Annotated in this window: 16 protein-coding genes; 4 read left to right on the forward strand and 12 right to left on the reverse strand. The window is 63.3% G+C overall.

All coding sequences use genetic code 11. The annotated features are described in order from the left end of the window. Nucleotides 1-108 precede the first annotated feature (108 nt). Nucleotides 109-1716, forward strand: coding sequence for an ABC transporter ATP-binding protein (locus KBY49_RS07380; RefSeq protein ID WP_254934169.1), 1608 nt, complete (start codon nt 109-111; stop codon nt 1714-1716). Here the strand turns inward: KBY49_RS07380 and KBY49_RS07385 are convergent. From KBY49_RS07385 to KBY49_RS07395, 3 genes are read right to left on the reverse strand one after another with little or no spacing between them, the layout of a single operon-like run. Further along, entirely contained in the window at nt 1713-2654 is a 942-nt protein-coding gene (locus KBY49_RS07385) for an RluA family pseudouridine synthase (RefSeq protein ID WP_254934170.1), read from the reverse strand. The two genes, KBY49_RS07380 and KBY49_RS07385, sit on opposite strands and share 4 nt — an antisense overlap. Further along, the gene (gene ylqF / locus KBY49_RS07390) at nt 2651-3541 is read right to left on the reverse strand and encodes a ribosome biogenesis GTPase YlqF (protein WP_254934171.1); all 891 of its coding nucleotides are present in this window, start codon (nt 3539-3541) and stop codon (nt 2651-2653) included. The genes KBY49_RS07385 and ylqF overlap by 4 nt, the downstream gene beginning before the upstream one ends. After that, the gene (locus KBY49_RS07395) at nt 3538-3912 is read right to left on the reverse strand and encodes a universal stress protein (protein ID WP_254934172.1); all 375 of its coding nucleotides are present in this window, start codon (nt 3910-3912) and stop codon (nt 3538-3540) included. The genes ylqF and KBY49_RS07395 overlap by 4 nt, the downstream gene beginning before the upstream one ends. 96 nt (nt 3913-4008) lie before the next feature. On the opposite strand from KBY49_RS07395, the gene KBY49_RS07400 reads away from it, so the two are divergent. Beyond that, nucleotides 4009-5214, forward strand: coding sequence for a phosphoglycerate kinase (locus tag KBY49_RS07400; protein WP_254934173.1), 1206 nt, complete (start codon nt 4009-4011; stop codon nt 5212-5214). A 22-nt stretch (nt 5215-5236) separates the two neighbouring features. Here KBY49_RS07400 and KBY49_RS07405 read toward each other — a convergent pair whose 3' ends face one another. Beyond that, the gene (locus KBY49_RS07405) at nt 5237-5989 is read right to left on the reverse strand and encodes a hypothetical protein (protein ID WP_254934174.1); all 753 of its coding nucleotides are present in this window, start codon (nt 5987-5989) and stop codon (nt 5237-5239) included. 50 nt (nt 5990-6039) lie between these two features. Here KBY49_RS07405 and KBY49_RS07410 point away from each other — a divergent pair, with 50 nt between their 5' ends. Next, complete coding sequence (locus tag KBY49_RS07410; protein WP_254934175.1) at nt 6040-7122, forward strand: glycosyltransferase; 1083 nt, start codon at nt 6040-6042, stop codon at nt 7120-7122. 10 nt (nt 7123-7132) lie between these two features. Here KBY49_RS07410 and KBY49_RS07415 read toward each other — a convergent pair whose 3' ends face one another. Then, nucleotides 7133-8266 carry a histidinol-phosphate transaminase gene (locus tag KBY49_RS07415; protein WP_254934176.1) on the reverse strand — a complete coding sequence of 378 codons (1134 nt, stop codon included), beginning with the start codon at nt 8264-8266 and terminating at the stop codon, nt 7133-7135. A gap of 260 nt (nt 8267-8526) precedes the next feature. Here KBY49_RS07415 and KBY49_RS07420 point away from each other — a divergent pair, with 260 nt between their 5' ends. Continuing rightward, nucleotides 8527-9198 carry a pentapeptide repeat-containing protein gene (locus KBY49_RS07420; RefSeq protein WP_254934177.1) on the forward strand — a complete coding sequence of 224 codons (672 nt, stop codon included), beginning with the start codon at nt 8527-8529 and terminating at the stop codon, nt 9196-9198. 1 nt (nt 9199) lies between these two features. Here KBY49_RS07420 and KBY49_RS07425 read toward each other — a convergent pair whose 3' ends face one another. From KBY49_RS07425 to rplJ, 7 genes are all read right to left on the reverse strand, one after another. After that, the gene (locus KBY49_RS07425) at nt 9200-11194 is read right to left on the reverse strand and encodes a type II secretion system protein GspD (RefSeq protein ID WP_254934178.1); all 1995 of its coding nucleotides are present in this window, start codon (nt 11192-11194) and stop codon (nt 9200-9202) included. Between the two features lie 199 nt (nt 11195-11393). Further along, complete coding sequence (locus tag KBY49_RS07430) at nt 11394-12077, reverse strand: hypothetical protein (RefSeq protein WP_254934179.1); 684 nt, start codon at nt 12075-12077, stop codon at nt 11394-11396. Beyond that, a complete protein-coding gene (locus KBY49_RS07435) occupies nt 12074-13672 on the reverse strand; it encodes a PilN domain-containing protein (protein WP_254934180.1) in 1599 nt (532 codons plus the stop codon). Before KBY49_RS07435 ends, KBY49_RS07430 begins: the two co-directional genes overlap by 4 nt. Continuing rightward, nucleotides 13672-14832: a quinone-dependent dihydroorotate dehydrogenase gene (locus KBY49_RS07440; protein WP_254934181.1), complete on the reverse strand. Its 1161-nt coding sequence runs from the start codon at nt 14830-14832 to the stop codon at nt 13672-13674. Before KBY49_RS07440 ends, KBY49_RS07435 begins: the two co-directional genes overlap by 1 nt. A gap of 9 nt (nt 14833-14841) precedes the next feature. Next, nucleotides 14842-15576 (reverse strand): ribonuclease H, encoded by a 735-nt coding sequence (locus tag KBY49_RS07445; protein ID WP_254934613.1) that lies wholly within the window; start codon nt 15574-15576, stop codon nt 14842-14844. Nucleotides 15577-15933: 357 nt separating this feature from the next. Next, nucleotides 15934-16317, reverse strand: a complete 384-nt coding sequence (gene rplL, locus KBY49_RS07450) for a 50S ribosomal protein L7/L12 (protein ID WP_254934182.1) — start codon at nt 16315-16317, stop codon at nt 15934-15936. A gap of 50 nt (nt 16318-16367) precedes the next feature. Beyond that, complete coding sequence (gene rplJ / locus KBY49_RS07455) at nt 16368-16895, reverse strand: 50S ribosomal protein L10 (protein ID WP_254934183.1); 528 nt, start codon at nt 16893-16895, stop codon at nt 16368-16370. Nucleotides 16896-16944 lie beyond the last annotated feature (49 nt).

Here is a 16944-nt window from a genome sequence, read left to right on the forward strand (position 1 = left end):
CAACGGACTGGTTGTAATCGTATGTAGTCGCCGCCACAAACACAGTGATGTGCTGGTCTGCGGATCCAAACTGGCCTAATCCAAGTGGGCCTGCTCCAAGCTGGGCTTATGGCGAGGCCAGTTCTACAAATTGACAATTTGCTGGTGCGCTACCCCCAGGCAGAGCGCGCCACCTTGGCAGGCCTCAGCTTGGAACTGGAGCCCGGCCAACGGCTGGCCCTGGTGGGCCCCTCCGGCTGCGGCAAAAGCACGGTGGCCAGGGCCGTGCTGCAGCTATTACCCCCCGGCAGCAGCTGCACGGGCCAGCTGGAGCTGGGCGGCCATGACCCACGCGAAATGCGGGGCCCAGCCCTACGGGCCCTGCGGGGGGAAGCGGTGGGACTGGTCTTCCAGGACCCGATGACCCGGCTCAACCCCCTCCTCACCATTGGCGACCACCTGGGAGACACCCTCAGGGCCCATCGGCCCCAATGGCACCGGGACGAACTGCGCCGCCAAAGCGAGGCCCTGCTCGAGAGGGTGGGCATCAACCCCAAGCGCTACGGCAGCTATCCCCATGAATTCAGTGGGGGCATGCGCCAGCGCCTGGCGATTGCCCTGGCGATTGCCCTGGAGCCCGCCCTGGTGATTGCCGATGAGCCCACCACCAGCCTTGATGTGGCGGTGGCGGCCCAGGTGATGGCCGCCCTGAAGGAGCTCTGCGAGGAGGCCGGCAGTGCCCTGCTGCTGATCAGCCACGACCTGGCCCTGGCGGGGCGCTGGTGCGATCAAATCGCCGTGCTGGACCAGGGCCGGCTGGTGGAGCAGGGGGCCTCCCAGGAACTGCTCAGCTCGCCCCAATTCCCCCTGACCCAACGGCTGGTGGCCAAGGCCCGGGCCCGGGAAGGCGGCGAAGCCAGGCCAAAGGAGCCCAGCCCCCTGCTGCTGGAGATCGAGGCGCTGCGCTGCTGGCATCCCTTGCCCTCAGCCCCCTGGCAACAAAACTGGCTCAAGGCGGTGGATGGGGTGAACCTGCAGCTGCACCGCGGCGAAACCGTGGGCTTGGTGGGGGCCTCCGGTTGCGGCAAGAGCACCCTCTGCCGGGCCCTAATGGAACTGGCTCCGGTAAGGGGCGGCCGGATCAAGCTGCAGGGCCAAGACCTCGGCCAGCTGCGGGGCAAGGCCAGGCGCCAGGCCAGGCGGCAAATCCAGATGGTGTTCCAGGACCCCCTGGCCTGCCTCAATCCCCAGATGGTCGTGGGGGAGGCGATCGGCGATCCGCTCCTAATCCATGGCCTGACCACGGCCAGCCGGGCACGCGACCAGGCCCGCCAATGGTTGGAGGCCGTTGGGCTCTCACCGGCAGAGGCCTTTGAATCCCGATTGCCCCGCCAGCTCTCCGGCGGCCAGCAACAACGGGTGGCCATCGCCCGGGCCCTAATTCTCCAGCCCCAGGTACTGCTCTGCGATGAGAGCGTGAGCATGCTCGACGCGGAGGTTCAGGCCGATGTACTGACGCTGCTGCGGGATCTGCAGGAGCGGATGGGCCTGGGGATGCTGTTTGTGACCCACGACCTCTCCGTGGCCAGCGGCTTCTGCCATCGGGTGCTCGTGCTCGATGGCGGCAAGGTCGTGGAGGAGGGCCCCGGCTCCAGGCTGCTGCGCGATCCCCAGGCGGCGATCACCAAAAGCCTGGTGGCGGCCTGTCCGCGGCTGCCAGCCCTGGCCCAGACCTAGCGCCGCCTGAGCACGGCCAGCAATCGCTCAAACATCTCGGGCAGGGGGGCCTCAAACTTCAGGCGCTCCCCCGTGATCGGATGGTCCAGCCCCAGTTGCACAGCATGCAGGGCCTGGCCGGGCAGGGCCATCGGCAACTTGCGACAACGGCTGTAGGTCAGATCGCCCACGATTGGATGGCCCAGGTGGGCGCAATGCACCCGGATTTGGTGGGTGCGGCCGGTGTCGAGTTTGAAGCGCAGCAGGGAGTAGTCGCCTAGGCGCTCCACCAGCCGCCAGTGGGTGCAGGCATGGCGCCCCCCCTCGCTGACCACCGCATATTTCTTGCGGTCGATCGGATGGCGGCCGATGTCGGCTATCACCGTGCCCTCATCGGCACTGGGCACCCCGTGGATCACCGCCAAATACTGGCGGGAGGCGATGCGCTTTTGGATCTGCACCTGGAGCTTGACCAGGGCTTCCTGGCTCTTGGCCACCACGATGCAACCGGTGGTGTCCTTATCGAGGCGATGCACAATGCCCGGCCTCATTTCGCCACCAATGCCCGGCAGGTCGGGGCAGTGGTGCAGGAGGCCATTGACCAAGGTGCCATTGCGATTGCCGGGGGCCGGATGCACCGTGAGCCCGGCGGGCTTATTGAGCACGATTAGGTGGTCGTCCTCGAAGAGGACATCGAGCGGCATCGCCTCTGGCTTGAGATACTCCAGGGGTTCGGGGGGAGGCATCCACAGCTCAACGCTGTCGCCCTGGCGCAGGGGTGTTTTGGCGCGACCGGTGATCCCGTTGACCCGCACGTAGCCGGCATCAATGAATTTCTGGATCCGGGCCCGGCTCTGCTCCGGCCGTTGGGCCACCAGCCAGCGGTCAAGCCGCATCGGTAGGGGCTTGGGGTATTCGAGGCCGAGCAGTTCGCCTTCGCCCTCGCCAAAGGCACTCACGGCAACTCGAGGGCCATCGGACCCAGGAAGGCGCGGCGATAGTCGTCGAGGAGCTTGGTGGCCATGCGCACGGTGTCGCCGCTGGTGTGCTTTTCAGCCACCGCCGCCAGCCAGTTCTGGGCATCGGGGGCCCCATTTGGCAGGGCTGCCACCGCCAGGCCATAGCGCTTCTCCAGCAGGCCAGCTGCCACCCCGGCGGCCGGTATCGCCTCCAGAATTGCCAGGAGCTGCACAAAGGCCTGGGCCACGGCCTCGCTGTCGTAGGCGGCCTGGCCAATGTCGTCGCAGAGGGCCAGGCGCAGGGCGGCCTGCTGATCATCCAGCCGGGGTGGCAACACCCCAGGGGCATCGAGCAGGTCGAGGTCCTGGCCCAGGCGCACCCAGCGCAGGCTGCGGGTAACGCCGGCGCGGCGGGCACTGTCCACCACCTTTTGGCGCACCAGGCGATTGATCAGAGCCGACTTACCCACATTCGGGAAGCCCAGCATCAGCGCCCTAACCGGCCGCGGTTTCATGCCCCTGCCGGCGCGACGCGCATTGAGGGCCGCCCCGGAGCGAATTGCGGCCTGCTGCAGCTGCTTAACGCCCGTGCCGACCTTGGCATCACACCAGCAGGGCTTGATCCCATCGGCGCGAAACCAGGCATCCCAGGCCGCCCGGGCGGCCGTTGGCACCATGTCGAGGCGGTTGAGCACCAGGATGTGCTGCTTGCCTTCGATCCAGCGCTGGAGCCGGGGGTGGCCGGTGGAGCGGGGGATGCGGGCGTCGCGCACCTCGATCACCAGGTCCACCTTGGCCAGGTGGGCACTGAGGGCCTTCTCCGCCTTGGCGATATGGCCCGGGTACCACTGAATCGCTGGAGCAGCGGCACTGAGCAGGTCGCTCACGGCACCACCAAAACGGGGCAGGGGGCCAACTGGATCACCCTGGCGGCCGTGCTCTGGTGATCGTTTTCCAGGCTGATGCCGCGGGTGCCCATCACGATCACATCGGCATTGATTTCATCGGCCACATCACCAATCACAAAGGCGGGTTTGCCCTCCCGCTCAAGCACCTGACAGGGCACCCCGGCCCCTTCAAAGCTGGCCTTGGCCTCGGCCAGAAAACGGGCCACCTCGTCGGGATCGTCCTGGCCGGGCTCGACCACTGAAAGCAACACCAGGTCGCTGCTGTGCTGCTGCACCAGCTGGAGGGCCACCGCAGCCGTTTCCCGGGCCTGGCGGCTGCGATCAATGGGGAACAAAACGGTGGCAAACATCTTGTAAAGGCAAAACCAGTGGCGAAGCGGGAATTTGGGGAAAACCGAAGCCAGGGGGCTAGCCTCCCCCGGCAATTCCGTTACTCCTGCAGCCCCATGGCGAAGCGTTCCCTGGCCAGCCTGACAGCCGATGACCTCCGTGGAAAGCGGGTGCTGGTTCGGGTCGACTTCAACGTACCGCTCAACGACTCCGGCGCCATCACCGACGACACCCGCATTCGGGCAGCCCTGCCCACGATCAACCACCTCACGGCCCATGGCGCCAAGGTGATTCTGGCCGCCCACTTCGGCCGTCCCAAGGGTCAGGTGAATGAGTCGATGCGGCTCACCCCCGTGGCAGCCCGCCTGGCTGAACTGCTCGGCAAAACCGTGGTCAAAACCGACAGCTGCATTGGCCCCGACGCCGAAGCAAAAGTGGCTGCCATGGCCGGCGGTGATGTGGTGCTACTGGAAAACGTGCGCTTCTTCGCTGAAGAAGAAAAGAACGACGCCGGCTTTGCCCAGAAACTGGCAGCCCTGGCCGATATCTATGTGAACGACGCCTTCGGCGCCGCCCACCGGGCCCACGCCTCCACCGAAGGTGTGACCAAATTCCTCAGCCCCAGCGTCGCTGGCACCCTGATGGAAAAGGAACTGCAGTACCTGCAGGGCGCCATCGATGAGCCCAAGCGCCCCCTGGCTGCAATCGTGGGCGGCTCCAAGGTGAGCTCCAAGATCGGCGTGCTCGAAGCCCTGATCGACAAGTGCGACAAGGTGCTGATCGGCGGCGGCATGATCTTCACCTTCTACAAGGCCAGGGGCCTGGCGGTGGGCAAGAGCCTGGTGGAAGAGGACAAGCTCGAGCTGGCCAAGGAACTGGAAGCCAAGGCTGCCGCCAAGGGTGTGCAGCTGCTGCTGCCCAGCGATGTGGTGCTAGCTGACAACTTCGCCCCCGATGCCAACAGCCAAACCACCAGCATCGACGCCATCCCCGATGGCTGGATGGGCCTAGACATCGGCCCCGATTCGCTCAAGGCCTTCCAGGAGGCCCTGGCCGATTGCAAGACCGTGATCTGGAACGGCCCGATGGGCGTGTTCGAGTTCGACAAATTTGCCGCTGGCACCAACGGCATTGCCCACACCCTCGCCGATCTCAGCGCCAAGGGCTGCTGCACGATAATCGGCGGCGGCGACTCGGTCGCAGCCGTTGAGAAGGTGGGCGTGGCCGAGAAGATGTCGCACATCTCCACCGGCGGTGGCGCCAGCCTCGAACTGCTGGAAGGCAAGGTGCTGCCCGGCGTGGCCGCCCTAGATGAGGCCTAGTTTCCAGGCCTAGGCCCGGTAACTAGGGATTAAGGGCATCCCTATCGGCCACCACCCGCACCCGCTTGGTGGCCGTCACGATTCCCTTGGGATGGACCAGCAGCACGGCCCAGGTTTGGGAACCTGGGCTAAGGGGCGCTTGCACGGTTTTAAACAGGCCGCCGCCACCCAGGGCCCCCAGGGGCAGGGACGGACTGGCCATGGTGGTCACCATCTGGTCGCTGATCGCTGCCAGGCCCCCCGCCAACACGGAGCCGGCCAGGGGTTCATCAAATAAGACGTCGACGTCATAGCGCTGGCCCGTCAGCACCGCATCGGGGATCAAAAGACTCACCGGCAGCTGGGAATCGCTGCTGTGGAGCACCGATTGCTCCTCAATAACCCGCTGGCTATTGATGCGGCCGCCATCGCTGCCCAGGGCCAACCGCTGCACCGCTTCGAAGGTGTAGGCATGGGGACCAGCCTTTTGATGGCCCGTCACCTTGACCTGGGTGGTGGCACTGCCGTCCCGCAGGGGGGCGCCGGGGCTGACCTGCCACTGGGCATCGGGAAATTGCTTGAGCAGCACGCGGCGGCGCATTTCCACCAGGGCCGGATCCAAACCGGGCCCAGGCTCCAGCACCAGGCTCAGTTCGCCAGCGCCGTTGAAGGCCCGCTCCAGGCCCTGGAGCTGCTGGGGAGTGGGGGCAGCGGCCCAGGCACTGCCGAGGGTGGCGCCACCAGCCAAGCCAAGCCCGCCGATCAGGCCCAGCAATCCAAACCAAACGCGCGGCATCGAGGCAGCCAAAACCGCTTTTAAGTTAGGTCGGCCCCCAGGCTCTGCCGATGCCCAGGCTCCTAATTGCAGCAAGCGGTACTGGAGGCCATCTTTTCCCAGCCCTGGCGGTGGCGGAGGCGATGCCAGGGGATTGGGATGTGCACTGGTTGGGGGTGCCAGACCGGCTTGAGCGGCAGCTGGTGCCGAGCCGCTATCCCCTGCACACCGTGCGGGCCGGCGGGCTCCAGGGCCGGGGCCTGCGCAAGTTGCTCAACGCGCTCCAATTGGTGCTTGCCATCCAGGCGGCCAGGCGCCTGATCCGCCGGGAGCAGGTGAGCGCGGTCTTCAGCACCGGGGGCTACATCGCTGCCCCGGCAATCCTGGCGGCCCGTAGCTGCGGGATTCCCGTGGTGCTCCATGAGAGCAATGCCATTCCCGGCAAGGTGACCCGCCTACTGGCCCGCCACTGCACCCGGGTGGCCCTGGGCCTGCCCCAAGCCGCCAAGCGTTTGGGGCGCTGCCATGTCGAGGTCTGCGGCACTCCGGTGCGCCAAGCCTTCCTGGAGCCAGCGGAGCTACCGCCATGGGTGCCAGGGGGGAGTGGGCCGCTGCTGGTGGTGATGGGCGGCAGCCAGGGGGCCGTGGGCCTCAACCGCATGGTGCGGCCCCTGCTGGGCCGACTTAGCCAGGCGGGGGTGCGGGTGGTGCACCTAACCGGCAGCAACGACCCAGAAGCTGGATGCGGCGGCCCCCTAACCGGGGTGGTGGAGCGCCAATTTTCCGATGAAATTGCCGGCCTACTGCAACACGCAGATCTGGTAATCAGCCGCTCCGGAGCCGGCAGCCTGAGTGAATTGGCGATTTGCGCTGCCGCGGCGATCCTGGTGCCCTACCCAGCCGCCGCCGATGGCCACCAGGAGGCCAATGCGGCAGCTGCGGCGGCATTGGGGGCAGCCCTAATCGTGCATCAACACGAACCCGGGATCGCCACCCTCGAGCGCAGCATCTGGCGCCTACTCGGGCCCCGGCTGCGGGGCTACCAGGGCAGTGCCGATCCCCTGCGGGCCATGGCCCATGGCATGGCCCAACTGGCGGTACGCGATGCTGATAGGCAGTTGGCCGAGATTTTGGTGGGGCTGGCTGAGCCTTAGATGCTGAGCCCTAGGGGGCTTGGCCATAGCCAGCTAACTCCTGCCGCAAAGCTGCCACGATGCGCCGGTTCTGGCTTCGCTTCTGAAAACCGATTCGCAGCCAGTTCTCACCCAAACCAGCAAAACTGCGGCAATCCCGGAGCAGGATCCGATGGCGTTGCTCCAGGGCCTCCCGCATAGACACAAGCTCGTGGTCTGAACGGATCAGTAGGTAATTGGCGGCCGATGGCATTGGCCTAAGGCCCGGCAAACCGGCCAGCTCCGACGCCAACCAAGCGCCCTCCTCCCTTACCCAGCCCTGCACCCTGGCGGACCAACGGCCATGGCGCTGGGGATCGCCCAACAGCCACGCCCCAAGGGATGCCGCCAGGCCATTTACGGGCCAGGGATCACGCCATGCGGCCCAACGGGCCAGTCGCTCGGGCTGGGCGATCGCATAGCCCAGGCGCAAACCAGCCAGGCCATAGAGCTTGGTGAGGCTGCGAATCACCACCAGGTTGGGATGGCTCTCCACCAGGGGAATCAGGCTCTGGGCCTCACCATTTGGCACCAGCGGCAGAAAGGCCTCATCGCAAATCACCAGGGATTGGCGCTCCAACCAAGGCTCCAGGCTTTCGCGACTCCAAAGCTGACCCGTGGGGTTGTGGGGGTTAGTTAGCCAAAGCGCACCCTCACCAACGGCAGCGGCAGTGGCAGTGGCAGTGGCAGTGGCAAAAGCATGCGGGAAGGCAGCAGACCAATGCGCCGGCAGTGGGACCGACTGCACCTTCGCCTGCCAGGTGGCGAGGGCACGCCGGTAGTCGGCAAAACCTGGCTCAGGGAGCCAACTAGACCCGGCCGCCGCGGCATCGCGGGCAGCCCAGGTGAACAGTTCAGCAGCCCCATTGCCCACCAAAACTGATGCTTTCTGGACCCCATGCAAAGCCGCCGCCGCCGCTGCGAAACCGCTGTAGGAGCGGTCTGGATAGTCCCTCAGGGGGGAGCCCAGGGTCGATCGCAGTAGCTGGAAACGATCAACCAGGGGAAGCCCAAAGGGCACCAGGGAGGCACTGGCATCGAGCAGCTGATCTGGCCGACAACCGAGCCGCCTCGCAACTGAGGCGCGATTGCCGCCATGGGGCTCCATGAGAGGTGCAGCAGCCATGCAGCGACGCTACGGGGCCGCCCAGGGGCCTGTCGCCAACAGGGCAAGAAGACGCTAAAAACGGGCACCGGAGCAAGACCATCACCCATATCCGATTTCCCAAGCCAAAACCAACTGGCCCCCTAGATCCCCTGCTGCGCTCGCTGCTGGCTTTGGTTTTCGTGCCCGGGTTTTTGCTGCCTGGAGCTGCAGGCAAGGCAGCCGAGCGGCCGGAATTACTCATTCAGCTCCTGGATCAGGGCCGTTGTGCAGGCTGCCAATTGACAGATGCCGACCTGGTGCTGGCCCACTTGCCAAATGCGGATTTGCGGGGAGCCAAGCTCAATGGGGCAAATCTCAGCCAAGCCCAATTGGACGGGGCAAAGCTCAATGGGGCCGACCTGCGCAACACCAGCCTGCTGGGCGCCTCGTTGCGGGGAGCAGACCTGCGGGGCGCCAATCTTGAGGGCACCGACCTACGCCAGGCCGACCTCAGCGGCGCCCTACTGGATCGAACAGCTCTGGAACGGGCCCACTGGCAGCAAGCGAAGGGAATCAACAGCAACCAGTTGAGCTATGCCCAACTGCACAATGCGGGCGTGGCTGCCCACGACGCCGGCCAACCGCAAAAAGCTGAACTCTGGTTCAGCCAAGCCATCCAACGCCAACCTGAAGCGGCCGTGAGCTGGGTGGCAAGGGCCATAAGCCGCAGCCAGCAGGGCAAAACACCTCTGGCCGCCAATGATTTCGACACCGCAGCACGCCTTTACGCCCAAAGGGGCGACGGGGAGAGCGCAAAACAACTGAAAGAGGCAGCAACAGCCCTGGCCAAGCCCCAAAAACAGGAACCAGGCGGCAATGGCATCGGCAGCCAATTACTTGGCACCGCTGCTGCCCTGGCCAAATTGCTCGGTCCCCTGGCCGGATTGGCCCTTCTCCCAATCGGCATCTAGATCAATAGCCAGTCGCTTGACCCATCCACTCCCGGGCCTGGGAGGAGGAGGGCTGGTAGCCAAAGCCAAATACGCCACCAGATTCATCATTGATAACTTTTGGGGTCACCATGATCACCAATTCGCGTTTATCACGGGTACGCCCAGAGTTACGGAAAAATTGACCAATTAGGGGAATATCTCCAAGGATCGGCCATTTAGTAACCGTTGAGATATCGGAATCAGAAATCACACCGGTGAGGATCAAGGTTTGACCATCACGCACCCTCACCGTGCCCGTATCAAGTCGACGAACACTCAATATCTGAATTTCACCGCAACCCTGAACTGCAGTTTTTGATGTGGCCGCAGAAATGGCTGGCGACAAGGTAAATGTCACAAACCCATTGTCATCTATTTTGGATACCCGTGCCCCCAAGGTGAGGCCTGATATGCCAAATCCCGGAGTACAGGTGACGATGTTACTGCTGTTACTGCCGGTCGTCTGGTTGGAGCTATAGGCGGTCACCACATTTGTTCCGACAGTCACGAAGGATTCATTGGCCCTTGGTCGCCCAATTGAAGCGGTTGACAGCGAGCTACTCACTCCATTGGGCCCACCGGCACTTGTGGCCGCCGCCACCTCAGCACCACCTTCTATCGGCTCGGGATTTTCCGACAAAATCAAGGTGGGGGATGCCAACAACTTGGTGTTGCTAGAGACGATGCTGGCCCGCAGGTAATCCACAAACGAGCCATCACTGGGCTGGCTTACTGCCGGGGTCGAAGCTGGATAGCCATTGCCGAACGATCCCAAAAACTTACCCGAATCATTAACAATAAAATTGTTGCCGAAGCGGAAGGCAAAGCTATTGGCTATATTGGTGTCATTATTTAAGTTCACATCTAAAATCTTCACGGCCAGGGCCACCTGCCTTTGCCTGAGATCAAGCTGCCTGAGATATTGCTCTGCCACCACAATTAAACCTGAATCACCAATCAGAGTCACGGTGCCAAGTCTTGGATCCGTGGTGGCCTGCAGGCCCAGCAAGGGCCCCTTTGGGGCCCCAAACGATTCCACCGAGGTCTGGGCCGATAATTGTGTCGTCTGGGCAATGGGTGCAGCCGCAACCGCATTTGCCTGGGCAACTCCCTGGGTAACGGCAGTGGTGATGGTGTTGATTTTGGTGACCGTGGCGCCCAAATTGGCGAGGTAATCAGCCGCGGAATTAGGCGATACCTGATTCAGTCGGTATACCTTGGACATCTGGGGTGAAAAACCTTTGCCCGCAAGGCTGGGGCCAGCCATGATTAGGTTTCCCTCCAACCGACCCTGCAAACCAGCTGCCAACAGCACGGCATTCAAGGCTCGGGGATAGGTCTCGTTTTTGAAGGCAATCGTGACGGCCCGGAGCCTGGGGGCCGGACTACTCGCTGGGCCCTCCCCATCGGGATCTACATAGACAAATCCATAGCCGCCGATCTGGGCCAAGGCCATTAGGGCGTCCTTGGCGGGGGCATTGCGCAGGGTGAGGGTTACCCGGGGACCCTTGACCTGAAGAAGGGCCGTATTGCGAAGCACCATCGAACCAACGGCCATGTCGCCCAAAGGCGGAGCGACTGCCCTGGGCCGCAGAGGTGGGACATAGCCGGGCTGGGGAATGCTGCCGGGTTGGTTGAGATCAAGGCGCCCCGTTTGCTGTGCCGATCGGAAAGGCGCCGCAAAGGCAATGATCAGATTTTGGCCATCTGCACTGATAGTGGGGCGGCGCAAAGGCAGGCCTGGAGTAGCCGTGATCTCCACCTGATAGGTAGATCCGGCTCCCTGCAAACTAACCAGCTGCAGTCCTAATTCAGGCATTGCCAATCGCTGGGGACCAAATTTCAGGGCACCAGGTTTGTCAGTGGCAATTTGCGCTTCCCAGCGGCTGGCATCACCGCTCTGGCGCAGCTGGGGAGCAGCGCCCACACCCCCAATCACCAGCTCCACCGCATCCGGCAGCCGGCGAATGCTCATTTCGATGGCTCCAGCCGGTGTGGCTGCCAAAGCTTGCAGCGCCGGGACAGGAATTAAATTTATGGAAGCAAAACCACCAATCAAAAGCCAGCCTTGCCGGCGTGGAGCGCGCTGCACCACCTCACCCATTCATGCTGGCCGGATCGTATCGATTGAACACCGATAAAGCCAGTTTCAAGCCAATCTTGTACTGGAAGGCCTAGGGAGTTCGGCCGTAGAAACTCACATTGAGCCTCAAAACCAGCTTCCCCGAAGCCGGTGCCTTGATGCTCGCCCCAGGGGGAGTGGGGCCAGTAGTGGACCCGCCAGGGGCACTTGCGCCAGTGGCGGCCTTGGGCTCTTCGGGGGACAGCAGTAAATCGCTTTGGACCACTAGCAGATTCAACCTTTCCAGCCCCTGCAAAAAGGCCCATAGCTGGCTGAAATGGCCCTTGGCCGCCAGCAACACGGTTCGCTTCTGCAGGCCATCCACTGCCAGGGGATCCTGGGGCGCTTTAGCGCCCTTGGGGTCAGCCTGAGCCGCTGGCAATGGCTGGGGCGCCGCTCCCTGGGGTTGGGGCTCGTAGAGGCTTAGCTCAACTCCAGTGCGATTAGCCAGCTGATCCGCCTGCGCCAGAAAGGTGGCCAAATTGCCACTGCCTGCAATCAGCTGGAGCAGCAGGTCCTGCTGCTGCTGGGCCCGCTCCAGGCGCTCCTGCTGGGACGTCAACTGTCGACGCAGTGAGGGGAGTTGATCCACCTGCTCGCGCAGGGCCATCAACCGGGCCTCTTCCTGCTGCCACTGCTGAAATTGGGGCACCACCGCAAAGCCAGCCACCAAGGCTGTGATGGCGCCACCGCAGGCCAGCGGCAGCCAAAACGCAGGCTGCTGGAGACCCCTCAAGGCAACAAGCCCTCCCGACGCAAAAGCTCCTGCCGTTCAGCCATCCCCAGCGATCCAAGGGCACGTAATTGCCCAATCGAGAGGGGCACTGCCTTCTTGGCAAGCGGCGCGCTGATCTCAAATTGCACGGGCTCAGCGGCTGGGCCAGGCCCATTAGGGGCGCCATCTTGCCGGCTCGCCTTCACCAATTTGACGTCATTTCCCTCAAATAAACCAGAACCCTGAAGCTCCAGCTCAAGGGCATTGATGCGAACAAAAGCCTGGGGGTCACTGGCCAAACCCTGGATTCGGAGCAAACCTGGTTCCCGCTTCAAGGAAGTCAGTTGAACGCCAGCTGGCGTAAGCCGCCTGAACTCCGCAAGCAAAGCCGACCCCGATTGCACCGCCACCAGACCAACAGCCAATGAGCCATTCCCGCGATCCAACCTCCCTACCTGCAACTGCAGCCGCTGCAGGCGACCCGCCAGCAGCTCCGCCTGGGCCTGCGCCGGCACCAGGGCGGCAAGCTCAGATTGATTGCGGCCATTGAGGAAAGCCAGCCCTCCCCAAGCCAGGACCATGGCAGCGAGCAAACCTGCTCCAGCCCAGATACCTTGCCTGAAAAGATCCTGCCCGCCAAGCTCCTCAACGGGCACTAGAGACTTGGAAGCTTGACCGGGATTTAGACATTGCTCCTGCACTAAATCCGCCCCCACCGTGTTGGCTGCAAGAAAATCCGATCCGAGCCACACCACTGGGAAAGAATCCCAAAAGGTCCGGAGCTCCGCCTGAAGCTCAACCTGGAGCAAAGCGTCATCGCTGCCTGGCCCATAGCAACAGAAATTGGCGCGGCCATCCTGCACCTGCCGTGCTCGCCAAAACTGCTGGCGACTCCGCAAGGCGCCCTGCCATTTGAGGTCGAAGGAGCTGCCAGGGGTCCAGCCGGGCAAGGGCCAATCGGCCTGGGGTTCCCCGTCCATCGTCAGCCAAAGCCTGGAAGCCTGAGGACCCAGGCTTAAAAACCAGCTCTCTCCCTTTTCGTTGCAGGCCAAGGCATGCCAGTCCTGCAGTTGGGCTGGAATTAACTGCTGCAGACTGATCCCCGCCAAGCCAAAAACCTCTTGCCACGCCTGCACCAAGCTCCGCGGAGCTGCGGCCAGCAGGGTTTGGGCCGCCTGGGGTGGTGGATTTTTAAGGGGCAAGTAGGTCAGTGCCCAGTCGTCTAAGGAGCCGACCAGCTGCAGCTCAGGTTCCAATTGCCTTATTGCCGCTAGCGGATCATCAGGGGGCTGATCAAAGGGCCAACTGACGACACGCCAATGGCAAGCTTCCGCAGGCAAAACCGCCGCCACCTTGGCGTTCACTAGGCCTTGCTCCAAGAGCAGGTCGCCAATGAAATCCCCAAGGGCCGGAATCTGTTGGGGTTGGCCCGCCAGGCAAATTCCGCCAGGCAAGGGAACTTCAAACACCAACCTCGGACCCCTGCCCTGCTGCCCCAGCAGCACTCCGCGAAGGCCCCCGTCCGTGATCTCCAGGCGCAGGCGCCTAGGGAAGAGTTGGCCCTGGAGCTCCTGCCAGCGCTCCTGCAAATAGCCGGGGATCTCCTCGCCTTTCATCAATCCCGCCAGGGCAAGCCGGAGCCCACGGCCTCGCCAATGTGGGCCAGGCCATGGCGATCCAGTTGCTGGCTGAAACCCTCCAGGATTTGGGGCACCAGGGTTGGGCCCTGGTAAATCCAGCCGGTATAGAGCTGCACCAGGGCTGCTCCGGCACTGATCCGCTCCCAGGCGGCCTGGGCCGAATTAATGCCGCCCACCCCGATTAGGGGCAGGGCGGGGCCGGCCGTGGCCCGCAGCCGCCGCAGCACCTCCAGGGCCCGTGCCCGCAGGGGTACCCCGCTCAGACCCCCCGCCTCCTCCGCCAAGGTGCGACCAGTTTGGACCAAGCGGCGCTGCTCCAGGCCGAGCCGATTGAGGCTGGTGTTAACAGCAATCACCCCGGCCAATCCCTCCTCGTAGGCCATCCGGGCAATCGAATCAATGGCGTCGTCTTCCAAGTCTGGAGCGATTTTTACCAATAGGGGCGGGCAAGCCGGCAGGCGGCGCAACCGCTCCACCAGTCGCCTCAACAACACCTCTTCCTGCAGCTCCCTCAACCCGGGGGTATTGGGGGAGCTCACGTTGATCACGGCGTAGTCGGCCAGGGGCGCCAGCAGCTCCAGGGAGGAGGCGTAGTCGTCGGGAGCCAACTCCAGGGGTGTGATTTTGGACTTGCCCAAATTGATACCCAAAACGGCGGGCCGCTGGCCCGTGGGCCGCAGCTTTTGGCGCTCCAAGATGCGCCGCACCTCCTGGGCTCCCCCATTGTTGAAGCCCATCCGATTGAGGGCCGCCTGCTCGGCCGCCAGGCGAAACAGCCGGGGCTTGGGGTTACCGGGCTGGCCGTGCCAGGTGACAGTTCCCAACTCGGCAAAACCAAAGCCGAAACAGTGCCAAATGCCAGCAGCCACGGCGTTCTTATCGAAGCCGGCCGCCAAGCCCACAGGGTTTGCAAAACGGCAACCAAACAGGCTCTGGCCCAGCCGCGGATCGGTGCGTTGCAGCTCCGCCGCCAAGCCATTCAGGGCACCACTCACGACTGGCCACCGGCGCCGCAGCGAGGCCTGGGCCAGGGCCGTCAGGGTCAGCTGGCTGAGCTGTTCGGCGTCGGCACCCCCATCTGCCGCCAACAGGGGGCCCACAAACTGGCCGTAAAGCGACCCGGAATTAGCAGCCATTACTCCCGTCTACCCCTCACCGGCCCATTCTCCCGCGGCACGGGCCAAACGCCAGCGACCATCGGCATCTGGCTGCACCAACCAATCACGCCACTGCCAGGCGGCAGTTTTGGCCTCGAGCTGCTTGAGGGGCAACTCCACCAGCTGGGCCAGCTCCACCAGGCTGAGGGCATAGCCACCACTCGCCAGTCGATCTGCCAATTCCAAACGACCCAGCAATTGCTGCAGGGCCGCAGGAGCTGGATCTGCGGGCAACACTGCCTGGGTTGCGGGCACGGCAACAGGCTGGGCCTGACCCTTGGAAAAGGCCACCGCAATGGCATCGCAGCGGTCGTTGTCGGGATCGCCGCTATGGCCCTTCACATAACCGAGCTGCACCCCATCCAGGCGTGCCCCATCCAGTTGCTCCCAGAGGTCGCGGTTGAGCACGGGGCCACCCGAGGCCGTGCGCCAACCCTTGCGTTTCCAGCCCTGGATCCATTTGCTGAAACCATCGATCACATATTTGCTATCGGTGCGGATCTCCAAGCCCGGTTGGTAAGGCAGCTGCTTGAGGGCCTCGAGCAGGGCCAGGGCAGCCGTCAGCTCCATGCGGTTGTTGGTGGTGGCGGCATCGGCCCCACCGAATTCCTGCACCGAACCATCCTCAAAGCGCAGCAACGCCCCCCAGCCACCGGGGCCAGGATTCCCGCTGCAGGCCCCATCACAGGCGGCCGCCACAACCCTTACTTGCTTTTCAGCCACTTGCTTTACGGCCACCTGCTCTCTCGCCACTTGCCTATTGCCATTCAGCCGAACCTACCGAGTCACTGGCACAGTGCCAGTTGCCAGAGAGTCCTGCTTGGCTGGCATGCCCCGGGAATATGAAGGTATGGTTCATTTGTGTGAGGAGTGAGGAACAACCTTTCCGGGGTCGAAACGAGGACAGACTCCCAGAAAGCGTTCCTAACTCAGAGCCCTGCCTTTGGCGGGGCTTTTTTATTGCGGAGTCTCCGTTTGACGGCACCCATCAAAAAGCCGGCCCCATGGGACCGGCTGAGATGCAAAAGCAAATGGGGAGGGCTTAAGCCAGGGGAAACCCCGGGCCCAAACCCAAAGGAATCACTTGATGGAAACCTTGCCGCCCACTTCTTCCACGGCCTTCTTGATGGTTTCGGCTTCGGCTTTGGCGATGCCTTCCTTGATGGCCTTGGGAGCAGCTTCCACAAGGGCCTTGGCTTCGCCCAAACCGAGGCCAGTGACCTCGCGGACGGCCTTCAGCACCTTGATCTTGGCCGAATCTTCGAAGCCATCAAGGATGACGTCGAATTCGGTCTGCTCTTCAGCGGCTTCAGCGGCAGCGGCGGGAGCCGCGGCCATCATTACGCCAGCAGAAGCTGCAGCGGACACACCGAAGGCCTCTTCAATCTGCTTGACAAGCTCGGAAGCTTCCAGCAGCGAGAGAGTCTTCAGCGACTCGAGAATTTTGTCGGTAGTAGCAGACATGGTTGGGAATCAGCAACAGATCTGTTGGGGGACAGTCGGATCGAGGGAACTCAGCTGGCGTCGCCTTCGGCGTGCTGCTTGAGAGCCCGGGCAAGACCGGACGGAACCTCGTTGATGCCCACGGCCAGCTTGGTGGTCACAGCGTTGATCGCACCTGCGATCTGCGCCATAAGCACCTCCTTGGAGGGCAGATCCCCGATGGCCTGGATTTCGGATTGGGAAAGGAGCTGGCCTTCGAAAAGACCGCCCTTAACCTCCGATTTCTTCGTGTCCTTCTGGAAGGACTGAAGGGCCTTAACCGCGCCGCCGACATCGCCCTTAACCAGGACGAAGGCGTTGGTGCCAGTTAGCAGGGAATTGAGGTTTGACCAAGCGCTGTTGCCATCAATGGCACGGCGCATCAAGGTGTTTTTGGTCACCTTGCACACGCCGCTGCTGGCCTGCAGACGGGTCCGCAGATCAGACATTTCCTTGATGGTGAGGCCCTTGTAATCAAGAACCAGCGCCATTTCGGCCTCGCCGAGGAGCCCTTTGAGCTCTTCGACGATCTGTTGCTTGTTCTCCAGCGTGCGGCCCATAGGTTTGGAACGGATCGGGGGAACAAGCCGGGTACGCGGCCCCAACATG

It is taken from the genome of Cyanobium sp. WAJ14-Wanaka (genome assembly GCF_024345375.1).
Taxonomy (GTDB): Bacteria; Cyanobacteriota; Cyanobacteriia; order PCC-6307; family Cyanobiaceae; genus Cyanobium_A.

Excerpts from the sequence above, each read along its gene's own strand:
- KBY49_RS07425 (WP_254934178.1), bottom strand. The coding sequence starts at position 11,194 with ATGAGCATTCGCCGGCTGCCGGATGCGGTGGAGCTGGTGATTGGGGGT.
- KBY49_RS07440 (WP_254934181.1), bottom strand. The coding sequence starts at position 14,832 with ATGGCTGCTAATTCCGGGTCGCTTTACGGCCAGTTTGTGGGCCCCCTG.
- rplJ (WP_254934183.1), bottom strand. The coding sequence starts at position 16,895 with ATGGGCCGCACGCTGGAGAACAAGCAACAGATCGTCGAAGAGCTCAAA.
- KBY49_RS07415 (WP_254934176.1), bottom strand. The coding sequence starts at position 8,266 with ATGGCTGCTGCACCTCTCATGGAGCCCCATGGCGGCAATCGCGCCTCA.
- KBY49_RS07395 (WP_254934172.1), bottom strand. The coding sequence starts at position 3,912 with ATGTTTGCCACCGTTTTGTTCCCCATTGATCGCAGCCGCCAGGCCCGG.
- KBY49_RS07405 (WP_254934174.1), bottom strand. The coding sequence starts at position 5,989 with ATGCCGCGCGTTTGGTTTGGATTGCTGGGCCTGATCGGCGGGCTTGGC.
- rplL (WP_254934182.1), bottom strand. The coding sequence starts at position 16,317 with ATGTCTGCTACTACCGACAAAATTCTCGAGTCGCTGAAGACTCTCTCG.
- KBY49_RS07435 (WP_254934180.1), bottom strand. The coding sequence starts at position 13,672 with ATGAAAGGCGAGGAGATCCCCGGCTATTTGCAGGAGCGCTGGCAGGAG.
- KBY49_RS07410 (WP_254934175.1), top strand. The coding sequence starts at position 6,040 with ATGCCCAGGCTCCTAATTGCAGCAAGCGGTACTGGAGGCCATCTTTTC.
- KBY49_RS07400 (WP_254934173.1), top strand. The coding sequence starts at position 4,009 with ATGGCGAAGCGTTCCCTGGCCAGCCTGACAGCCGATGACCTCCGTGGA.
- KBY49_RS07380 (WP_254934169.1), top strand. The coding sequence starts at position 109 with ATGGCGAGGCCAGTTCTACAAATTGACAATTTGCTGGTGCGCTACCCC.